17 protein-coding genes are annotated in these 16,674 nt (G+C 64.9%); 10 read left to right on the forward strand and 7 right to left on the reverse strand.

Annotated elements, in window-relative coordinates:
• Positions 1–151 precede the first annotated feature (151 nt).
• The 3 genes from ELS24_RS18900 (at position 152) to ELS24_RS18910 (ending at position 3,285) form a co-directional block, all read left to right on the forward strand.
• Positions 152–1,153, forward strand: coding sequence for a Bug family tripartite tricarboxylate transporter substrate binding protein (locus tag ELS24_RS18900; protein ID WP_127185022.1), 1,002 nt, complete (start codon positions 152–154; stop codon positions 1,151–1,153).
• A 73-nt stretch (positions 1,154–1,226) separates the two neighbouring features.
• Entirely contained in the window at positions 1,227–2,198 is a 972-nt protein-coding gene (locus ELS24_RS18905; protein ID WP_127185023.1) for a Bug family tripartite tricarboxylate transporter substrate binding protein, read from the forward strand.
• Positions 2,199–2,328: 130 nt separating this feature from the next.
• Positions 2,329–3,285, forward strand: a complete 957-nt coding sequence (locus tag ELS24_RS18910; RefSeq protein ID WP_127186394.1) for a 2-hydroxyacid dehydrogenase — start codon at positions 2,329–2,331, stop codon at positions 3,283–3,285.
• A gap of 146 nt (positions 3,286–3,431) precedes the next feature.
• Here ELS24_RS18910 and ELS24_RS18915 read toward each other — a convergent pair whose 3' ends face one another.
• From ELS24_RS18915 to radA, 3 genes are all read right to left on the reverse strand, one after another.
• On the reverse strand, positions 3,432–3,668 hold the full coding sequence (locus ELS24_RS18915; RefSeq protein WP_050445177.1) for a hypothetical protein: 237 nt from the start codon (positions 3,666–3,668) through the stop codon (positions 3,432–3,434).
• A 241-nt stretch (positions 3,669–3,909) separates the two neighbouring features.
• Positions 3,910–4,749 (reverse strand): sulfite exporter TauE/SafE family protein, encoded by an 840-nt coding sequence (locus ELS24_RS18920; protein WP_127185024.1) that lies wholly within the window; start codon positions 4,747–4,749, stop codon positions 3,910–3,912.
• A gap of 51 nt (positions 4,750–4,800) precedes the next feature.
• Positions 4,801–6,162 carry a DNA repair protein RadA gene (radA, locus tag ELS24_RS18925; protein ID WP_127185025.1) on the reverse strand — a complete coding sequence of 454 codons (1,362 nt, stop codon included), beginning with the start codon at positions 6,160–6,162 and terminating at the stop codon, positions 4,801–4,803.
• A 182-nt stretch (positions 6,163–6,344) separates the two neighbouring features.
• On the opposite strand from radA, the gene ELS24_RS18930 reads away from it, so the two are divergent.
• Both ELS24_RS18930 and hpaR read left to right on the forward strand, forming a co-directional pair.
• The gene (locus tag ELS24_RS18930) at positions 6,345–6,977 is read left to right on the forward strand and encodes a hypothetical protein (protein ID WP_127185026.1); all 633 of its coding nucleotides are present in this window, start codon (positions 6,345–6,347) and stop codon (positions 6,975–6,977) included.
• A gap of 121 nt (positions 6,978–7,098) precedes the next feature.
• Positions 7,099–7,575, forward strand: coding sequence for a homoprotocatechuate degradation operon regulator HpaR (gene hpaR / locus ELS24_RS18935; RefSeq protein WP_050445172.1), 477 nt, complete (start codon positions 7,099–7,101; stop codon positions 7,573–7,575).
• A 7-nt stretch (positions 7,576–7,582) separates the two neighbouring features.
• Here the strand turns inward: hpaR and hpaD are convergent, their stop codons facing one another.
• Positions 7,583–8,434 (reverse strand): 3,4-dihydroxyphenylacetate 2,3-dioxygenase, encoded by an 852-nt coding sequence (gene hpaD / locus ELS24_RS18940; protein WP_050445171.1) that lies wholly within the window; start codon positions 8,432–8,434, stop codon positions 7,583–7,585.
• Positions 8,435–8,456: 22 nt separating this feature from the next.
• Complete coding sequence (hpaE, locus tag ELS24_RS18945; protein ID WP_127185027.1) at positions 8,457–9,923, reverse strand: 5-carboxymethyl-2-hydroxymuconate semialdehyde dehydrogenase; 1,467 nt, start codon at positions 9,921–9,923, stop codon at positions 8,457–8,459.
• A 194-nt stretch (positions 9,924–10,117) separates the two neighbouring features.
• On the opposite strand from hpaE, the gene ELS24_RS18950 reads away from it, so the two are divergent.
• The 4 genes from ELS24_RS18950 to hpaI are packed head-to-tail and all read left to right on the forward strand — an operon-like array spanning position 10,118 to position 13,591.
• The gene (locus tag ELS24_RS18950) at positions 10,118–11,170 is read left to right on the forward strand and encodes a fumarylacetoacetate hydrolase family protein (protein WP_050445169.1); all 1,053 of its coding nucleotides are present in this window, start codon (positions 10,118–10,120) and stop codon (positions 11,168–11,170) included.
• 25 nt (positions 11,171–11,195) lie between these two features.
• The gene (locus tag ELS24_RS18955; protein ID WP_050445382.1) at positions 11,196–11,951 is read left to right on the forward strand and encodes a fumarylacetoacetate hydrolase family protein; all 756 of its coding nucleotides are present in this window, start codon (positions 11,196–11,198) and stop codon (positions 11,949–11,951) included.
• 20 nt (positions 11,952–11,971) lie between these two features.
• The gene (gene hpaH, locus ELS24_RS18960) at positions 11,972–12,775 is read left to right on the forward strand and encodes a 2-oxo-hept-4-ene-1,7-dioate hydratase (RefSeq protein ID WP_127185028.1); all 804 of its coding nucleotides are present in this window, start codon (positions 11,972–11,974) and stop codon (positions 12,773–12,775) included.
• 15 nt (positions 12,776–12,790) lie between these two features.
• On the forward strand, positions 12,791–13,591 hold the full coding sequence (gene hpaI, locus ELS24_RS18965) for a 4-hydroxy-2-oxoheptanedioate aldolase (protein WP_050445166.1): 801 nt from the start codon (positions 12,791–12,793) through the stop codon (positions 13,589–13,591).
• A gap of 96 nt (positions 13,592–13,687) precedes the next feature.
• On the opposite strand, the gene ELS24_RS18970 is transcribed toward hpaI, so the two are convergent.
• Both ELS24_RS18970 and alr read right to left on the reverse strand, forming a co-directional pair.
• On the reverse strand, positions 13,688–14,407 hold the full coding sequence (locus ELS24_RS18970) for an SDR family oxidoreductase (protein WP_050445164.1): 720 nt from the start codon (positions 14,405–14,407) through the stop codon (positions 13,688–13,690).
• 175 nt (positions 14,408–14,582) lie between these two features.
• Positions 14,583–15,710 carry an alanine racemase gene (gene alr, locus ELS24_RS18975; protein ID WP_050445162.1) on the reverse strand — a complete coding sequence of 376 codons (1,128 nt, stop codon included), beginning with the start codon at positions 15,708–15,710 and terminating at the stop codon, positions 14,583–14,585.
• Positions 15,711–15,838: 128 nt separating this feature from the next.
• Between alr and hpnC the strand changes: the two genes are divergently transcribed.
• A complete protein-coding gene (gene hpnC / locus ELS24_RS18980; protein WP_127185029.1) occupies positions 15,839–16,669 on the forward strand; it encodes a squalene synthase HpnC in 831 nt (276 codons plus the stop codon).
• Positions 16,670–16,674: the final 5 nt, after the last annotated feature.

The raw sequence follows: 16,674 nt of genomic DNA on the forward strand, positions 1-16,674 counted from the left end.
AGGTGAAAAAAGTATACTTGGTTGACAAGCATATTCTCAATACCTATATTTGTTTGACAAGTGAAACGGCATCACAAAGCGGGGTGCGTTGCGGCACCTTGCGGTTGAAAAAAGAAAGCGCGGTCACGCGCACAACCAAGGAGACAAGACCATGCACGCCCCCCTCGCGCGACGTCGGCTGCTCGCGGCCGCCACCTTGACGGCCATCGCCTTGACGCTACCCGCCGCCCAGGCCCAGGCCGACTACCCCGAACGCGACGTGAAGATCATCGTGCCCTTTCCCGCCGGCGGCACAACAGACATCGCCGCGCGCGTCGTGGCCGCCGAGCTGGGCAAGACGTGGAACAAGCCGGTGGTGGTGGATAACAAGGCGGGCGCGGGAGGCAACGTCGGCACGGCGGAAGCCGCGCGCGCCACCGCCGACGGCTATACCTTGTTGATGGGCACTGTCAGCACGCATGCCATCAACCAATCCGTGTACAGCAAGCTGCCCTATGACCCGGTGAAGGACTTCGTGCCCGTGACGCTGGTGATACCCGTGCCGAACATTCTTGAAGTGAATCCCAAGTTCGCGGACAAGCACGGCATCCGCACGGTGGCCGACCTGATCAAATACCTGAAGGCGAACCCGGACAGCGTCAACATGGCCTCAACCGGCAACGGCACGTCCACGCACCTGTCGGGTGAACTGTTCCAGACCATGACGGGCACGCGCATGACGCATGTGCCGTACAAGGGCAGCAGCCCCGCGCTGACCGACGTGATGGGGGGCTCTGCCGACCTGATCTTCGACAACCTGCCCTCGTCCATGGGCTATATCAAGGGCGGCAAGCTGCGTCCGCTGGCCGTGACCACCGCCGCGCGCTCGCCCGCCCTGCCCGACGTGCCGACCATGGCCGAAGCCGGCGTGAAGGGCTACGAGGCATCCAGCTGGTTTGGTTTGCTGGCGCCGGCGGGCACGCCGCCCGCCATCGTCGAAAAGATCCAGCGCGATGTGGCCGCCGCCTTGCAGCAAGCGCCGGTGCGCGCGCAATTGCAGGCGCAGGGCGCCACGCCGTCGGGCAACACGCCCGCGCAGTTCAAACAATTCATGGCGCAAGAAACCGCCAAGTGGGCCAAGGTAGTGCAAGCCTCGGGCGCCAAAGTCGACTGACCCCACGTAGATTCGGCCCGTGCGCAACGCGTGAGCGCCGGGCTTTTCATCACCACGCGAACCAGGAGACAACATGAATAAACTGTTCTGCGCGGCCGCTGCGGCGGGCGCTGTGCTACTGGCCGGGCCGCTGGCCCAGGCCGCCGGTTACCCCGAAAAGCCGGTCACCATGATTGTGCCGTTCGTGCCGGGCGGCTCGTCCGACATCACGGCGCGCTCGGTCACGCCGATGCTGTCCCAGACCCTGGGCCAGACCTTCGTGGTCGAGAACAAACCCGGCGCCAACAGCGCCATCGGCGCGCAGGCCTTGGCCCGCAGCACGCCGGATGGCTACACGATGATGGTCGGCTCCATCGGCACCTTCGCCATCAACGAGGCGCTTTACAAGAACCTGGCCTACAACCCCAGTAAGGACTTCACTTACCTGACGCAGGCGGTGCGCAACCCGAACGTGCTGGTAGCAGCTACCAAATTTCCCGCCAGCACCGTTGCCGAACTGGTGGCCTATGCGAAGAAAAATCCGGGCAGCGTGTCTTACGCCTCGTCCGGCACGGGATCGTCGGACCACCTGTCCGCCGTGCTGTTTCGCCAGCGCACCGGCAGCACCGGCGTAGACGTGCCCTACAAGGGCGGCGGCGCCGCCATTGCCGACCTGCTTGGCGGACAGGTCAACGTGTCGTTCCAGAATCTGGGCGCGGTGCAAAACCACATCAAGGCCGGCAAGCTCAAGGCCCTGGCCATCACCGGGGATACGCGCGCAACCGATCTGCCCAACGTGCCGACGCTGGCCGAAGCCGGTATCAAGGACATGGTGGTGTATTCGTGGCAGGGGTTCGCCGTGCCCAAGGCCACGCCGCCCGACGTCGTGGAAAAACTGTCCAAGGCCTTGCAGGACGCGCTGCGCGACCCGAAGACCAAGCAGACGCTGCAAGGGCTGGGCTTTGAAGTCGTGGCCAACACGCCGCAGCAGTTCGCCGCGTTCCAGCAGGCCGAAGTGAAGCGGTGGAAGGACGTCATCCAGAAGGCCAACATCCAACTGGAGTAAGCGCCGGGCCGCCGGTCCGCCGAGCTCTCGGGCCGTCACGCGAGGGGGGTGCCTTGGGGCATCCCCTTAAGCGGCGTTCAAGCCTGAATCAAGTAGCATGACCGTTTTCGCCACCCACACGTACGACAACATGACCACCAAGCATCGCATCATCCAGGTCGGCTCGCTGGCCGGCTCCCCCTCCGCCAACCAGAACCTTGCCGACGGCTATGACGTCGTCGAACTGTGGAAATTTCCCGACCGCAAGGCGGCGTTGGCCGAACACGGCAAGGGCATCACCGCCGTCGTTACGTCGGCCAATTTCGGCGCCGATGCCGAACTGATCAATGCGCTGCCTGACCTCAAAGCCATTTGCAGTTGGGGCGTGGGCTACGAAACGATTGATGTAGAGGCCGCCAAGAAGCGCGGCGTACAGGTCAGCAACACGCCCGACGTGCTGACGGATTGCGTGGCTGATCTGGCTTGGGGCCTGCTGATCGCGGGCGCGCGCCGCATGGGCCAGGGCGAACGCTTCGTGCGCGCCGGCCAATGGGGCCAGGTGCATGGCAGCATTCCGCTGGGCCAGCGTGTCAGCGGCAAGAAGCTGGGCATTGTGGGCCTGGGTCGCATCGGCGAAGCCATCGCCAAGCGCGGCGCGGGTTTCGACATGGACGTGCGCTATCACAACCGCAGAAAGCGCGACGACATCGCTTATGGCTACGAGGCATCGCTGGTAGACCTGGCCGCCTGGGCCGACTTCCTGGTGGTTGCGACCGTGGGCGGACCCACCACGCGCCATCTGGTGAATCAGCCCGTGCTGGAAGCGTTGGGCCCCAAGGGCATCATCGTCAACATCGCGCGCGGCCCGGTGATTGACGAAGCCGCGCTGGTGGCGGCGCTGGAAGCCGGCAAGCTGGGCTGCGCCGCACTGGACGTGTTCGAACACGAACCCAAGGTGCCGCAAGCGCTGATCGATACCGACAACGCCGTGCTGCTGCCGCACATCGGCAGCGCCACGCTGGAGACACGCCTGGACATGGAAAACCTGATGCTGGACAACCTGAAGTCCTACTTCGACACCGGGCGCGTGATCACGCCGGTGGAGTAAGCATCACGCGGATTGCGCGCATAGACCGCTTATCGCGCGCAAATGAAAAAGCCTCTCGGCGCCCATACCGAGAGGCTTTCGACTTTCCGGCCCAAGGGTCGGCAGTCTTCCTGCAAAGGAACCAGCAGGGCTTTACCTTCCCTGCCTTACTTCGCCGGCGTGGTGCCGGATTGGCCCATACTTGAAGCCGCGCCTGATTTCGCGCCCGCGTGTTTGGCGGATGCCTTGTCAGACTTGTGATGCTTGTGCTGCGCGTGGGTCTTGGAATCACCCGTCTTGGCTTGCGCATCAGCGCCCGCCGCGAACGCAGAAGGCGCAGCAGCAAGACCGAGGCACAAGGCCGAAGTGGATAAGAACGCAGCGATACGGGAGTGTGTCGTCATTGCATGAACTCCTGGATAAACAAGGCCGAAGCCCGTGCGGCAGTGGGCGGCAACATCGCCGCTTATGCCGTACTCCGTTTGAAGAGCGCGCATGCGGAAGGTTCAATGCGGAACCAGAAAATTTCGGCTGCTAACGCCTGGAAATATCGCTGTCGATACGCTGTCAGCGCACTATCAGGGGGCTGTCGATGCGTTGGCAATGCGTTGTCGACGCGTTGTCGACGTCCGATCGACATCAGCGCTACGACTCGAATACCAACAAAGCGACAGTGGCGAACAGCAGCAGCGCGAAGCAGACTCTAAGTTTGCGTTCGGGCAGCTTGTACGCCAAGCGCACGCCCACAGGCACGAACAGCAAACTGCCGATGGCCATTGGCAGGCCCACCATCCAATTCGCCTGCCCGGCCCAGGCGTAGGTGATCAGCGCAATGGTTGAACCAGGAATCACCATGCACAGCGCCAAGGCCTGCGCCGTGGTCTGCGACAAGCGAAACACCGTCGTGATGATAGGCACGGCCAGCACCGCGCCGCCCACGCCAAAGAAGCCGCCCAAGGTGCCGCACAGCATGCCCAGCACGCTGGCGCGCCGTGGCGTAAGGATCGGGACCGGGCGCGGCGGCGCGTGCTTGTTCGAAGGATGTTCCGACCGCGCTTCCGACCGCGCTTCCGACGCCTGCTCCGGCCGCTGACGGCGCGCTGCCAAACGGCCGGCGCGCCAGGTCTGCCAGACGTAGAACAACGCAACAAAGAACAGGAACACGGCGAAGCTTTGGCGCAGCACGCTGGAATCAATGCCCAGCGCCAAGCGCGCCCCCACCCAGGTGAACACCACCGCACCCGCGGCGCCCGCCGCGGCCACGCGCCTGTCGATGCGCGCTTGCTGGTTGTACTTGCGCACCGCCACGGTGATGGCGGGCAGCACCATGATCAGCGCGGTGCCCTGCGCCAACTGCTGCGACATGCCCATCAACAACACCAGCGCGGGAATGGCGATGAGCCCGCCACCGATGCCCAGCGCGCCGCCCATGAAACCGATCAAACTACCCGCGGCCAGGCAGACGGCAATAATCAACAGACTCACGTCTTGCTTGCTCCAGCAGTCCTTGTCTTCACGACCAGGAGAATCAGCGCGTCAGCGCAACTTGTCCAACGCGGCGTCCAGGCGGTCCACCGCCCAGATCTCCAGCCCTTCGATGGGCTGGCGCGGGGCGTTAGCCTTCGGGATGAGCGCAATGGAGAAGCCCAGCTTGGCCGCTTCACGCAAGCGCTCCTGGCCGCGCGGCGCGGGGCGGATCTCGCCAGCCAGGCCGACTTCGCCAAAGGCGATCAGGCCGCGCGGCAGCGGCTTGTCGCGCAGCGATGACATGATGGCCAGCAGCACCGGCAAGTCCGCCGCGGGCTCGGTGATGCGCACGCCGCCCACCGCGTTGACGAACACGTCCTGGTCAAACGTGGTGACCCCGGCGTGCCGGTGCAACACCGCCAGCAGCATGGCCAGCCGGTTGCCTTCCAGCCCCACCGTCAGCCGGCGCGGGTTGGGCGCGTGCGAGCTGTCGACCAGCGCCTGGATCTCGACCAGCAGCGGGCGCGTGCCTTCCTGCGTAGCCATCACGCAGGAACCCGCCACCTGTTGTTCGTGCTGCGAAAGGAACAGCGCGGACGGGTTGGCCACGCCGCGCAGGCCGCGGTCGGTCATGGCGAAGACGCCCAATTCGTTGACCGCGCCAAAGCGGTTCTTGAACGCGCGCACCAAGCGGAACGAGGAATGCGTATCGCCCTCGAAATACAGCACGGTGTCAACGATGTGTTCCAGCACGCGAGGGCCGGCCAACGCGCCGTCTTTCGTGACGTGGCCGATCATGACGATAGCGATGCCGGTCTGCTTGGCCAGGCGCGTGAGTTGCGCCGCGCATTCGCGCACCTGCGATACCGATCCCGGGGCGGCGCTCAGTTCGCCGCTGTACAGGGTCTGGATGGAGTCGATGACGGCCACGGTGGGCTTCTGTTCCGACACCGCCGCCTGGATGGCTTCCAGCCGAATTTCGGCCAGCAAGTTGACGTTGCCGGTTTGCAAGTCCAGCCGGCGGGCGCGCAAGGCCACCTGTTCGGCGGATTCCTCGCCGGTGACATACAGCACACTGGTGGTCTCCGACAAGGAAGCAAGCGCTTGCAGCAGCAGCGTGGACTTGCCGATACCCGGATCACCGCCAATCAGCACGACCGCGCCAGCCACCAGGCCACCGCCCAGCACCCGGTCAAATTCATCCAGCCCGGTGGGCTGGCGCGGCGTTTCGCGGGCTTCGATTTCGGACAGGCTGCGAACCGGGCTGGCCGAGGCCAGCGGCGCGTAGCGGTGCGCGGCAGCGGCGGGGGTGGATGATTCCACCGTCTCTTCCAGCGTGTTCCAGGCATTGCAGTGGGGACACTTGCCCTGCCACTTGGGGGTGGTGCCGCCGCAGTCGGCGCACACATATACGGTTCGGGATTTAGCCATGCGCGAAAGTGTACTGGCAACCCACTTTTCCCGGGGCCGGGGCCGAACGTTACATCATGGCAATCGGCGAAATTTACCTGCCGGAAATGCCGCGAATCGCGCATAATCGTCGAGTACAGCGCCCGCCAAAGGTCAAACGCGTAGGCGTCTTGCCCCCGGACGCCACCGTTAGGAGCACGCGCATGAGCATTACCTATCGCCCCCCTTTCGACGAAGACGATGCACGGGAACTGCGCGCCCTGTACCGCAAGCACGGGCCCGGCAGCAGCCCTGAACTGGACGCCGCGGTGCGTCGCAGTTGGCACCCCGGACATAGTTGGCACCCTGGCTGGGCCGCCGCCGCCTGCGCCACGCTGGTGGCCGGCCTGTTCGTCTGGACCAACATGCGCGAAGCCGTCCCCCAGAACGAGGCCGAACCGCAGACGATGACGCAGGCCATGACCCATCCTGCCTCCCAGACTGCCGGTAAGGCGATGACGCAGGCAATGACTCAGGCACTGAGCCAGGCAATGGCCCCGGCTGCGCTGCCCGCTACAACCCCGGCTTCGGCTCTGGCTACGGCCCCGCTGACTCCGCTGACCCCAGCCGTGGAAGCCGTCCCCACCGTGGCCGCTCAGGAAGGCGAGCCCGCGGCCGTGGAAGTGGCGGCGTTCAGCGAACAGGACATCGAGGCCCGCGTGGCGCATATCCGGCAACTGGTGCAGGACGACCAGCAAGACGCCGCTGTGCTTGCGCTGCGCGAACTGCAACAGGGTGCCTCGGACCTGGTCTTGCCGGATGATCTACAGGAACTGGCTCAGCAAAATCCCGCCTGACGGTGCTTACCCAGCCCAGCGCTATGGCCGCCTGCATGGCAGTGCCCAGCGTGCTGTTGCGCGCATGACGCACTGAAATTTGTGGTCAAAAAATGGGCGGCTTCTTGCTAACATAGCCGCCATGAGTCCCAGCTTCCACCACCGCAATCTTCCCCACCTGCTGCTATACGCGCGCGAAACCCTGATGGCGCATTTCCGTCCCGTTTTGCACGCGGCCGGCGTCACCGAACAACAATGGCGGGTATTGCGCACCCTGAGCGAAACGGGCGCGATGGAACCCAACCAGATCGCGCGCAGTTGCCAGATCCTCAGCCCCAGCCTGACCCGCATGCTGGCCGGCATGGAAGAACAAGGGCTGATCAAGCGCGTGCGCTCCAGCGCCGACCAGCGCCGCCAGGAAATATCCCTGACCCCCAAAAGCCACAAGCTGATCGACCGCATGCGCCCGCATGTGGATGCGAAATACCAGGAAATCGAAGCGAAGATCGGCAAGGAATTGCTGGACCGCCTGTACCACGACGTCGACACCATGGTGGCGCTGATCAAGCGCGATGCACCGGCGTCGGCGGAAGCCGCCGATTCCGGCGACCCCGCCTGAAGCTGGCTCAGTCAGGCACCGGGAAGATCGCGTTGATCTGGCCCGTGCCGGAACTGGTGAAGTAGTCGGTCACCACCTCCACCGGCTTGTCGTAGCCGTCCCACCCCAGCAGGCCCAGCAACATGGCCGTGTCGTGCATGCCGCCCTCGCCTACGCAAAGCTCGGCGTAGTCGGGCAGCATGGCGCAGAAGGTTTTCCAGTCACCCTGGCGCCAGAGGTCCACCACGCGCAAATCCACCTGCCGGAAAAATTCGCGGCTGATCTGGTGCATGGCGGCTTCGGGGCTGTTGTTGTCGTTGAAGCGGTGCGACAAGGACCCGCTGGCCAGCACCGCCACGCGGCTGTCGCCAGCGTCGATGGCCTGGCGCAAGGCCGCGCCGAAGCGCCGGCTGTCGTCCAGCGCGTGCCAGGCGCACCACGCGGCCACCGACACCACCTTGAAGCGGCCGTCGCCATTCATGTAGCGCATGGGCACCAGTGTGCCGTATTCAAGTTCCAGGCTATCGATTTCATGGCTGCGCGTGCCCACGCCCGCCGCATTGGCGCATTCGGCGATGCGACGGCCCAGCTCGGGATTGCCGCCATAGGCGTAGTCCATGTCCTTGATGAAATGCGGTAGCTCGTTACTGGTGTAGCGGCCCTTGAAGGCGTGGTTGGCGTTCACGTGATAGCCGCCGTTCACCAGCCAATGCACGTCCAGCACCACGATCGTGTCCACGTCCAGGTCCCGGCAACGCTGGCCGATCACGCGGTGGCCCTCGATGGCGGCCTCGCGGCAGCCATGGTGCCTGCCGGGAAGCTCCGACAGATACATCGACGGCACATGCGTCACCTTGGCCGCCAGTGCAAGCTTACCCATGATGCTTGTCTCCTTTACGCATTCACACACCCCACTTGGGGATGTGGTGGCTGCCCATCGACACGCACACGTTTTTGATTTCGGCGAATACCTCGTAGCTGTATTCCCCGCCCTCGCGTCCGGTGCCCGATTCCTTGGTGCCGCCAAACGGCTGGCGCAGGTCGCGCACGTTCTGGCTGTTGATGAACACCATGCCTGCCTCGATGCCGCGCGCCAAGCGGTGCGCGCGGCCAATGTCGCTGGTCCAGATGTAGGACGCCAGCCCGTACTTGACGTCGTTGGCCAGCGCCAGGCCTTCGGCTTCGTCCTTGAACGGGATCAGGCAGGCCACCGGCCCGAAGATTTCTTCCTGCGCGCAACGCATGCGGTTATCCACGTCGGCCAGCACCGTGGGCCGCACGAAATTGCCGCCCACCAGGTGGGCCGGCAAGCCCGCCGGCTTGCCTGCGCCGCCGGCAAGGATACGCGCCCCTTCCTGTTCGGCAAGCTGGATGTAGCCGGTGACTTTTTCCCAATGCTGGCGCGTGATCATCGCGCCCACGTGCGTGGCCTCGTCGGTGGGGTCGCCCACCACCAGGCGCTGCGCGCGTTCGGCGAATTTGCGCACGAAACCATCGTAGATGCTTTGTTGGACAAAAATGCGCGAACCCGCCGTGCAGCGCTCGCCGTTCAGCGAAAAAATCGTGAACAAGGCGGAGTCCAGCGCGCGCTCGACATCGGCGTCGTCAAAAATCAGCACGGGCGATTTGCCGCCCAGTTCCATCGAATATTTCTTGATGCCGCCCGCGCTGGCCAGAATCTTCTTGCCGGTGACGGTGCCGCCCGTGAACGAGATGGCGCGCACGCCCGGGTGACGCACCAACGCATCGCCCGCCTGGGCGCCATAGCCCTGCACCACGTTCAGAACACCCGCGGGGATGCCGGCTTCCAGCGCCAGGCGGCCCAACTGGTCGGCCGTCAGCGGTGACAGTTCCGACATCTTCAACACGGCGGTGTTACCCAAGGCCAGGCACGGCGCCGTTTTCCAGGTGGCCGTCATGAACGGCACGTTCCAGGGCGACACCAAGGCGCACACGCCCACCGGCTGGTACAGGGTGTAGTTCAGCATCTGATCGTCCACAGGATAGGTGTGGCCGTTCATGCGGGTGCAGACTTCGGCGAAGAAATTGAAGTTCTCGGACGCGCGCGGAATCAGTTGCTTGCGGGTTTGCGAGATAGGCAGGCCGGTATCCCGCGTTTCAAGTTCGGCCAATTGGGGGACGTTGGCGTCAATCAGTTCACCCAGGCGGCGCATGAGGCGGGCGCGTTCTTTCGCGGGTGTGTTGGCCCATTTGGGAAAAGCCTGGGCGGCGGCGGACACGGCGGCGTCGATCTCTGCCTGGCCACCCGCGGCAACCTCGTCGATGGCTTCGCCCGTGGCCGGGTTATAGGTGACGAAGCGGTCGGCGCTGTCGACCTCTTTGCCGTTGATCCAATGCTTGATGCTCACGTGCGGCTCCTCGTTTTGGTCGTGGGCCGCGCGGTTTGGGTCGCGGCTTTTTAATTAACACGTTAACTTTATGCCGGCATTCTGACGCTGTCAACGGCCGGTTATCTCGTTCGCACTGCCCTACACATTCGTTGCCGCCGATCCGCTTTCCCGCTATTCTAATTAACATGCTAACAATTTTGTTGGATGACTCCATGCCCCATATCTGGATTGAGTATTCGGGCAATCTGGCCCTGGATACGCACGCACTGATGCGCACGGTGCAGGACGCCGCCGTTGGCGACGGCAGCCTGTTTCCCCTGGCCGGCGCGCGCACCCGCGCCCTGCGCGTGGACGACTGCCTGATCGTCGACGGCCACCCCGACAACGCCTTCGTCCATGTCGTGCTGCGCATCGGCCACGGGCGCAGCGACGCGCAAAAAGCGGCCTTGGGCGAACGCGTATTCAATGCGCTAAGCGCCGCGCTGGCGCCGCACATGGCCATGCGGCCGCTGGGTATTTCGATGCAGATCGAAGAGGCGGATCCAATACTGAACTATAAGCAGAACAACTACCGCGACTACCTGGCCGCGCGCACCGCGCAAGCCCACGCCGCCTTGGCCGCCCTGCCCCGCACCGTGGTCGGCGCCGCGCTCAATACGCGCCAGTCGCTGGACGCGCTGGGCGACAGCGTCAACGCGCCGCCCTACAAGGCGGCGCCCCGCGCGCCCGTGCTCTACATCAAACCGGCCAACACCTATGCACGCGACGGCGACACCATCGCCCTGCCCGTCGACGTGGATGACATCGAGGTGGGCGCCTGCCTGGGCGTGGTGTTCTCGCGCCGCGCCACGCGCTTAAGCGAAGCCCGTGCGCTGGATCATGTGGCGGGCTACCGCGTCGTGGCGGACTTGTCCGTGCCGCACGCCAGCTACTTCCGCCCCGCGCTCAAACAGAAATGCCGCGACGGTTTTTGCCCCATGAGCGACGCGCTGACGCCGGTCTCGGCCGTTTCGAACCCCGACGCGCTGGACATCGAAGTGTGCGTGAACGACGAGGTGGTGCAGCGCGCCAACACGGCTGATCTTATCCGCCCCGTGGCGCGGCTGATTGCCGACGTGACGCAGTTCATGAGCTTCGAAGCGGGCGACATGCTGCTGGTGGGCGCGCCCCACGACGCGCCGCGCGTGCGCGCCGGGCAACGCTACAACATCCGCATCGCGCAGGTGGGCACGCTGGGCAACACCCTGGCCGCGGCCGCACTCTGAGGAATCAGCCATGAAACACGCCGCCATGAAACACGCACGCATCGCCTATGAAGGCGCCATCCACCGCGTCACCGAAGCGGACAGCGCGCCGAACCACGTCCTGCTGCCGGATGGACGCGTTCTGGCCGAAGACGCCGTCACCTGGCTGCCCCCCATCGAGCCGCGCACAACCTTCACGCTGGCCATCAACTACGCGGACCACGCCAAGGAACTCGCGTTCAAGGCGCCCGACGAACCGCTGGGTTTCTTGAAAGCCGCCAACACCTTCGTCGGCCATCGCGCGCGCACGCTGCGCCCAGCCGACGTCGCGTTCATGCACTACGAATGCGAGTTGGCGGTGGTTATCGGCAAGACGGCGCAGCGGGTCCCGCGCGCTCACGCCTATGACTATGTGGCGGGCTACACCGTCGCCAACGACTACGCGTTGCGTGACTACCTGGAAAACTGGTATCGGCCAAACCTGCGCGTGAAAAGCCGCGACACCTGCACGCCGCTGGGGCCTTGGCTGGTGGATCGCGACGACGTGCCCGACCCCATGAACCTGAACCTGCGCACCACCGTCAACGGCGTTGAAACGCAGCGCGGCAACACGCGCGACATGGTGTTCGACGTGCCGGCGCTAATCGAATATTTCAGCAGCTTCATGACCTTGTCGCCCGGCGACCTGATCCTGACCGGCACGCCGGACGGCATCGTCAACGTCATGCCCGGCGACGAGGTCGTGACTGAAATCGAAGGAATCGGAAGGCTGGTCAATACCTTGGCCGCCTGCCCGACATAACACTCACTTCCGGACTCTCCATGCTAGACACCCAAACCGTACGCGCCATTGCCGCGCGCCTGCACGAGGCCGAGCGCACGCGCACGCAAATCCGCCAGATATCGCTAGACCACCCCGACATCGACATCGCCGACGCCTACGCCATCCAGCGCGCCTGGATGGACATCAAGCTGGCGGCGGGCCGCGTCAAGCGCGGCCACAAGATCGGCCTGACCTCGCGCGCCATGCAGCAGTCATCGCAGATCGACGAGCCCGATTTCGGCATGCTGCTGGACGACATGTTCTTTGAAGACGGCGGCGCCATTCCGGCCGGCCGCTTCATCCTGCCGCGCCTGGAAGTCGAGCTGGCCTTCGTGCTGGGCAAGCGGCTGCAAGGCCCGAACGTGACGCTGTTCCAGGTGTATGACGCCGTTGACTACGTGATCCCCGCGCTGGAAATCATCGATGCGCGCTCGCACGGCATCGACCCCGACACCCAGCGGCCGCGCAAGGTGTTCGACACCATTGCCGACAACGCCGCGAACGCCGGCGTGGTGCTGGGCGGGCGCCCGGTGAAGATGGGCGATATCGACCTGCGCTGGGCCGGCGCGATCCTGTCGCGCAACGCCGTCATCGAAGAAACCGGCGTGGCCGCGGGCGTCTTGAATCACCCGGCCAATGGCGTAGTATGGCTGGCTAACAAGCTGGCCGCCCACGACGTGGCGCTTGAGGCGGGCGAGATCATTCTGTCGGGCTCGTTCACCCGCCCCGTGGCCGCCCGGCCGGGCGACACCTTCCACGTCGATTACGGCGTGCTGGGTTCCGTCAACTGTCATTTCAACTAACACGGCACGCCGTCCATGGACATCCTGACCAATACCTTCAAGCAAGCCTTGCGCAACCGCGAGCCCCAGATCGGACTGTGGGCCGGACTGGCCAGCGCCTATACCTCTGAAATCATTGCGGGCGCCGGCTTCGACTGGCTGCTGATCGACGGCGAACATGCGCCGAACACCTTGCAGACCACGCTGTCGCAACTGCAATCGGTGGCGGCCTACCCGGTGGCGCCCGTGGTGCGGCCGGCCTGGAATGACCCGGTGCAGATCAAGCAGATTCTCGACACGGGCGCGCAAACCTTGCTGGTGCCCATGATCCAGTCGGCCGAGGAAGCCGCCGCCGCCGTGGCCGCGGTGCGCTACCCGCCCGCCGGCATCCGTGGCGTGGGCAGCGCGCTGGCGCGGTCATCACGCTGGAACCGCATCCCCAACTACCTGGAACGCGCCAACGACCAGATGTGCGTGCTGGTGCAGATTGAAACGCCGGCCGGCATCGACGCACTGGACGACATCCTGGCCGTGGACGGCGTGGACGGCGCGTTCATCGGCCCGGCCGACCTGTCGGCGGGCATGGGTTATCTGGGGCAACCGGACCACCCCGAAGTGCTGGCCACCATCGACCAGGCCGTCGCCCGCATCGTGCGTTCGGGCAAGGCCGCCGGCATCTTGCATAGCGGCGTGGCGCAGGCCAAGCACTACCTGTCGCTGGGCGCAACGTTCGTGGCGGTCGGCGTGGACGCCGTGCTGCTGGCGCGCGCGGCAGAAAAGCTGGCGGGAGAATTCAAGGACGTGAAGAGCGTCGCGGCAGGCACGGGGCCGTACTAAGGAAAATAACTAAGGAAAACAACCAAGGAAAATAACCAAGGCAAAAAAATGGCGCACCGTCAAAACGTGCGCCATTTTGTTTTCGTCCCCCTGCAATCAGGAACGTCCGCCCAGGCTGCCGCCGCCGTCCACGCCCAGCACTTGGCCGGTGATGAAGCCGGCATCGTCCGACAACAGGAAGGCAATGGCGGCCGCCACCTCGGCCGGCGTGCCCAAGCGCTTCATGGGCACCGAAGCCAGCGCGCGCTTTTCACCTTCGCTGCCGGCCGGGCGGGTGGCGCGGAACATTTCCGTTTCGATGGGACCCGGGGCCACCGCGTTGGCGGTGACGCCGTATTCCGCCAGCTCAAGCGCCCAGGTGCGGGTACAGCCCACCAGCGCATTCTTGGCTGCCGAATAGGCCGTGCGGTCCAGGCCGCCGTAGATGGCGCGGCTGACCACGTTCACGATGCGGCCGGCGCGGCGCACCTTCATCGATTCGATAAAGGCCTGCGTCACCTGCACAGCCACGCGCACATTCAGGTCCAGCACGTTGTACAACGTGGCCAGGTCGATTTCGCCTAGCGGCTGGGGCGATGCGATGCCCACATTGTTGACCACCGCGTCCACGGGAAACTTGTCGCGGATTTCTCGCAAGACCTCTTCGGTGCGGCCGGCATCGGCCAGGTCACAGGGGTAGAGGTAGCCGGGAAAATCCACGTCGCTGGTATTGCGCGCAATGCCAACCACATGACAGCCCATGTCGGACAGCCGCTGCGTGAGCGCCCAGCCGATGCCCTTGGTGGCGCCCGTTATGAGCACGCATTTATCCTTCATGGATTGAAACCTCGTAGTCAGATTGCTCGGTCAAAAACGGGCGCGTGGGCGCCCGGTGTTCCAAGTAGACACCATCCTGAGATGGCTGTCTTGTAAATTGCGTAGCAATTCTTGCGCACCGGACACCCGCCGAAAAAGGCTCGCGAGTGGCTCGCACAAGGCACAAAGGCGGTCTTCAGGCGTCGCGGCTGACCGGCACGCGCGGCGCCAGCGCGCACAGCAATTCATAGCCGATGGTGCCCGCGGCCTGGGCCACTTCGTCCACCGAGGGGCCGTCTTCGCCCCACAGCACGACCGGCGCGCCGACACCGGCGGCGGGAATCGGGTCCAGGTCAACGATCAGCATGTCCATCGACACGCGGCCAACCAGTTGGGTGCGAATGCCGGCCACGACGACAGGCGTGCCGGTGGTGGCGTGGCGCGGGTAGCCGTCGGCGTAGCCGCAGGCCACGACGCCCACGCGCATGGCGCGTTCAGCGCGGAAGATGGCGCCATAGCCCACCGAATCACCCGCCTTGAGTTCTTGCACGGCGATGATTTCGGAACTGAGCGTCATGGCGGGACGCAGGCCGAACGAGGTAGCTTCGGCGTCAGCAAAAGGCGAGGCGCCGTACAGGCAAATGCCGGGGCGCACCCAATGCGTTTGCGTGGGCGAGCCCACCGCGACGTCGGCAAAACGCAGCGTGGCGGCCGAGTTGCAGACGCTGATCGCGCCCGGCATCTTATGCGTCACCGAATTAAACAGCGCCAATTGCTCGCTAACGCCCTGGGGGCCGTCCGCGCAGGCGAAGTGGGTCATCTTGCCCACCGACCCCAGCGTGCCTTGCTGTTGCAGCATCAACGCGCGTTCAAACGCGGCGGGGTAGGAAGCCGGGCTGAAGCCCAACCGGTTCATGCCGCTGTTGAGCTTGACCATGACGTCCACGCGCCGCGTGAAGCGGGCACGCGCCAGCATGTCCAGCTGTTCACGGTTATGCACCGTGGTGCTCAGGTGGTAGCGGTCGATCAGGTCCAGGTCGGCGGGTTTGAAAAACCCTTCCAGCAGCAGGATCGGACCGCCCCAGCCCGCCTCGCGGCAACGCACGGCTTCGTCCAGGTCCAGCATGGCCAGCCCCTGCGCCTTGGAAAATCCGGTCACGGCCTGCTCGATGCCGTGGCCGTAGGCGTTAGCCTTGATGACGGCCCAGATGGAAGGCGCCAGCCCGGAGGCGGCCTGGGCCGTCTGTTCAAGGTGGTGGTGCACGGTGGCAAGATTGTGCGCAAGCGCGGAAACGGAAACGGTGGCGGATATGGGGCGCGGCATGGTGTGAGATCCTGTGGCGCTTAAGTCTAACTGATCACCGCTGGCATCGGCGCGGCATCCTGCGCCAAAAGCCGACTACTCTAAAATGGTGCGAACCCGCTCCGGGGCCGCCCTCTGCACCACGACCCATGTCCATCGATCACTACGAGAACTTTCCCGTCGCCTCGCTGCTGTTGCCGCGCCGGATGCGCGGCGCCGTGACCGATATCTACCGCTTCGCCCGCGCCGCGGACGATATCGCCGACGAAGGCAGCGCCACCGACGACGAACGCCTGGCGCAGTTGGCGGCCTATCGCACCGAGCTGCACCGCATTGGCGCCGAACCCAACCACACCCCCCCGCCCGGGCTGCCGCCGCTGGCCGACATTTTCACGCCGCTGGCCCGCACCATCGCCCGGCATCAACTGCCCATCACCCCGTTCTACGACCTGCTGTCCGCCTTCGAGCAGGACATCACCGTCAAGCGCTACGAAGACTACGCCACGCTGGCCGACTACTGCACCCGTTCGGCCAACCCGGTCGGCCGCCTGATGCTGCACCTGTTCGACGCTTCCAGCCCGCAAGACGTGGCCGAAAGCGACGCCATCTGCACCGGTTTGCAACTGGTGAATTTCTGGCAGGATGTGCGGGTGGACTGGCACAAGCAGCGCGTCTACCTGCCCCAGGAAGACCTGCGCCGCCACGGCGTCACCGAAGAAGACCTGGCCGCCTGCCGCCTGACCCCGCAATGGCGCGAACTGATGGCCTTCCAGGTGGAACGCACGCGAGCACTGCTACACTTCGGCGCTCCGCTGGCGCGCCGCCTGCCCGGCCGCATTGGCCTGGAACTGCGCCTGGTGGTGCAAGGCGGGCTGCGCGTGCTGGAGCGTATCGAGGCAAGCAGCTACGATGTATTCATGAACCGCCCCGAATTGGGCGCCAAAGACTGGGCCATCATGCTGTGGCGCTCTATCAAGTAACAGGC

The organism is Achromobacter spanius (genome assembly GCF_003994415.1).
Lineage (GTDB): Bacteria > Pseudomonadota > Gammaproteobacteria > Burkholderiales > Burkholderiaceae_B > Achromobacter > Achromobacter spanius_C.

Excerpts from the sequence above, each read along its gene's own strand:
- ELS24_RS18900 (WP_127185022.1), top strand. The coding sequence starts at position 152 with ATGCACGCCCCCCTCGCGCGACGTCGGCTGCTCGCGGCCGCCACCTTG.
- ELS24_RS18905 (WP_127185023.1), top strand. The coding sequence starts at position 1,227 with ATGAATAAACTGTTCTGCGCGGCCGCTGCGGCGGGCGCTGTGCTACTG.
- ELS24_RS18910 (WP_127186394.1), top strand. The coding sequence starts at position 2,329 with ATGACCACCAAGCATCGCATCATCCAGGTCGGCTCGCTGGCCGGCTCC.
- ELS24_RS18915 (WP_050445177.1), bottom strand. The coding sequence starts at position 3,668 with ATGACGACACACTCCCGTATCGCTGCGTTCTTATCCACTTCGGCCTTG.
- radA (WP_127185025.1), bottom strand. The coding sequence starts at position 6,162 with ATGGCTAAATCCCGAACCGTATATGTGTGCGCCGACTGCGGCGGCACC.
- ELS24_RS18930 (WP_127185026.1), top strand. The coding sequence starts at position 6,345 with ATGAGCATTACCTATCGCCCCCCTTTCGACGAAGACGATGCACGGGAA.
- hpaR (WP_050445172.1), top strand. The coding sequence starts at position 7,099 with ATGAGTCCCAGCTTCCACCACCGCAATCTTCCCCACCTGCTGCTATAC.
- hpaD (WP_050445171.1), bottom strand. The coding sequence starts at position 8,434 with ATGGGTAAGCTTGCACTGGCGGCCAAGGTGACGCATGTGCCGTCGATG.
- ELS24_RS18950 (WP_050445169.1), top strand. The coding sequence starts at position 10,118 with ATGCCCCATATCTGGATTGAGTATTCGGGCAATCTGGCCCTGGATACG.
- ELS24_RS18955 (WP_050445382.1), top strand. The coding sequence starts at position 11,196 with ATGAAACACGCACGCATCGCCTATGAAGGCGCCATCCACCGCGTCACC.
- hpaH (WP_127185028.1), top strand. The coding sequence starts at position 11,972 with ATGCTAGACACCCAAACCGTACGCGCCATTGCCGCGCGCCTGCACGAG.
- hpaI (WP_050445166.1), top strand. The coding sequence starts at position 12,791 with ATGGACATCCTGACCAATACCTTCAAGCAAGCCTTGCGCAACCGCGAG.
- ELS24_RS18970 (WP_050445164.1), bottom strand. The coding sequence starts at position 14,407 with ATGAAGGATAAATGCGTGCTCATAACGGGCGCCACCAAGGGCATCGGC.
- alr (WP_050445162.1), bottom strand. The coding sequence starts at position 15,710 with ATGCCGCGCCCCATATCCGCCACCGTTTCCGTTTCCGCGCTTGCGCAC.
- hpnC (WP_127185029.1), top strand. The coding sequence starts at position 15,839 with ATGTCCATCGATCACTACGAGAACTTTCCCGTCGCCTCGCTGCTGTTG.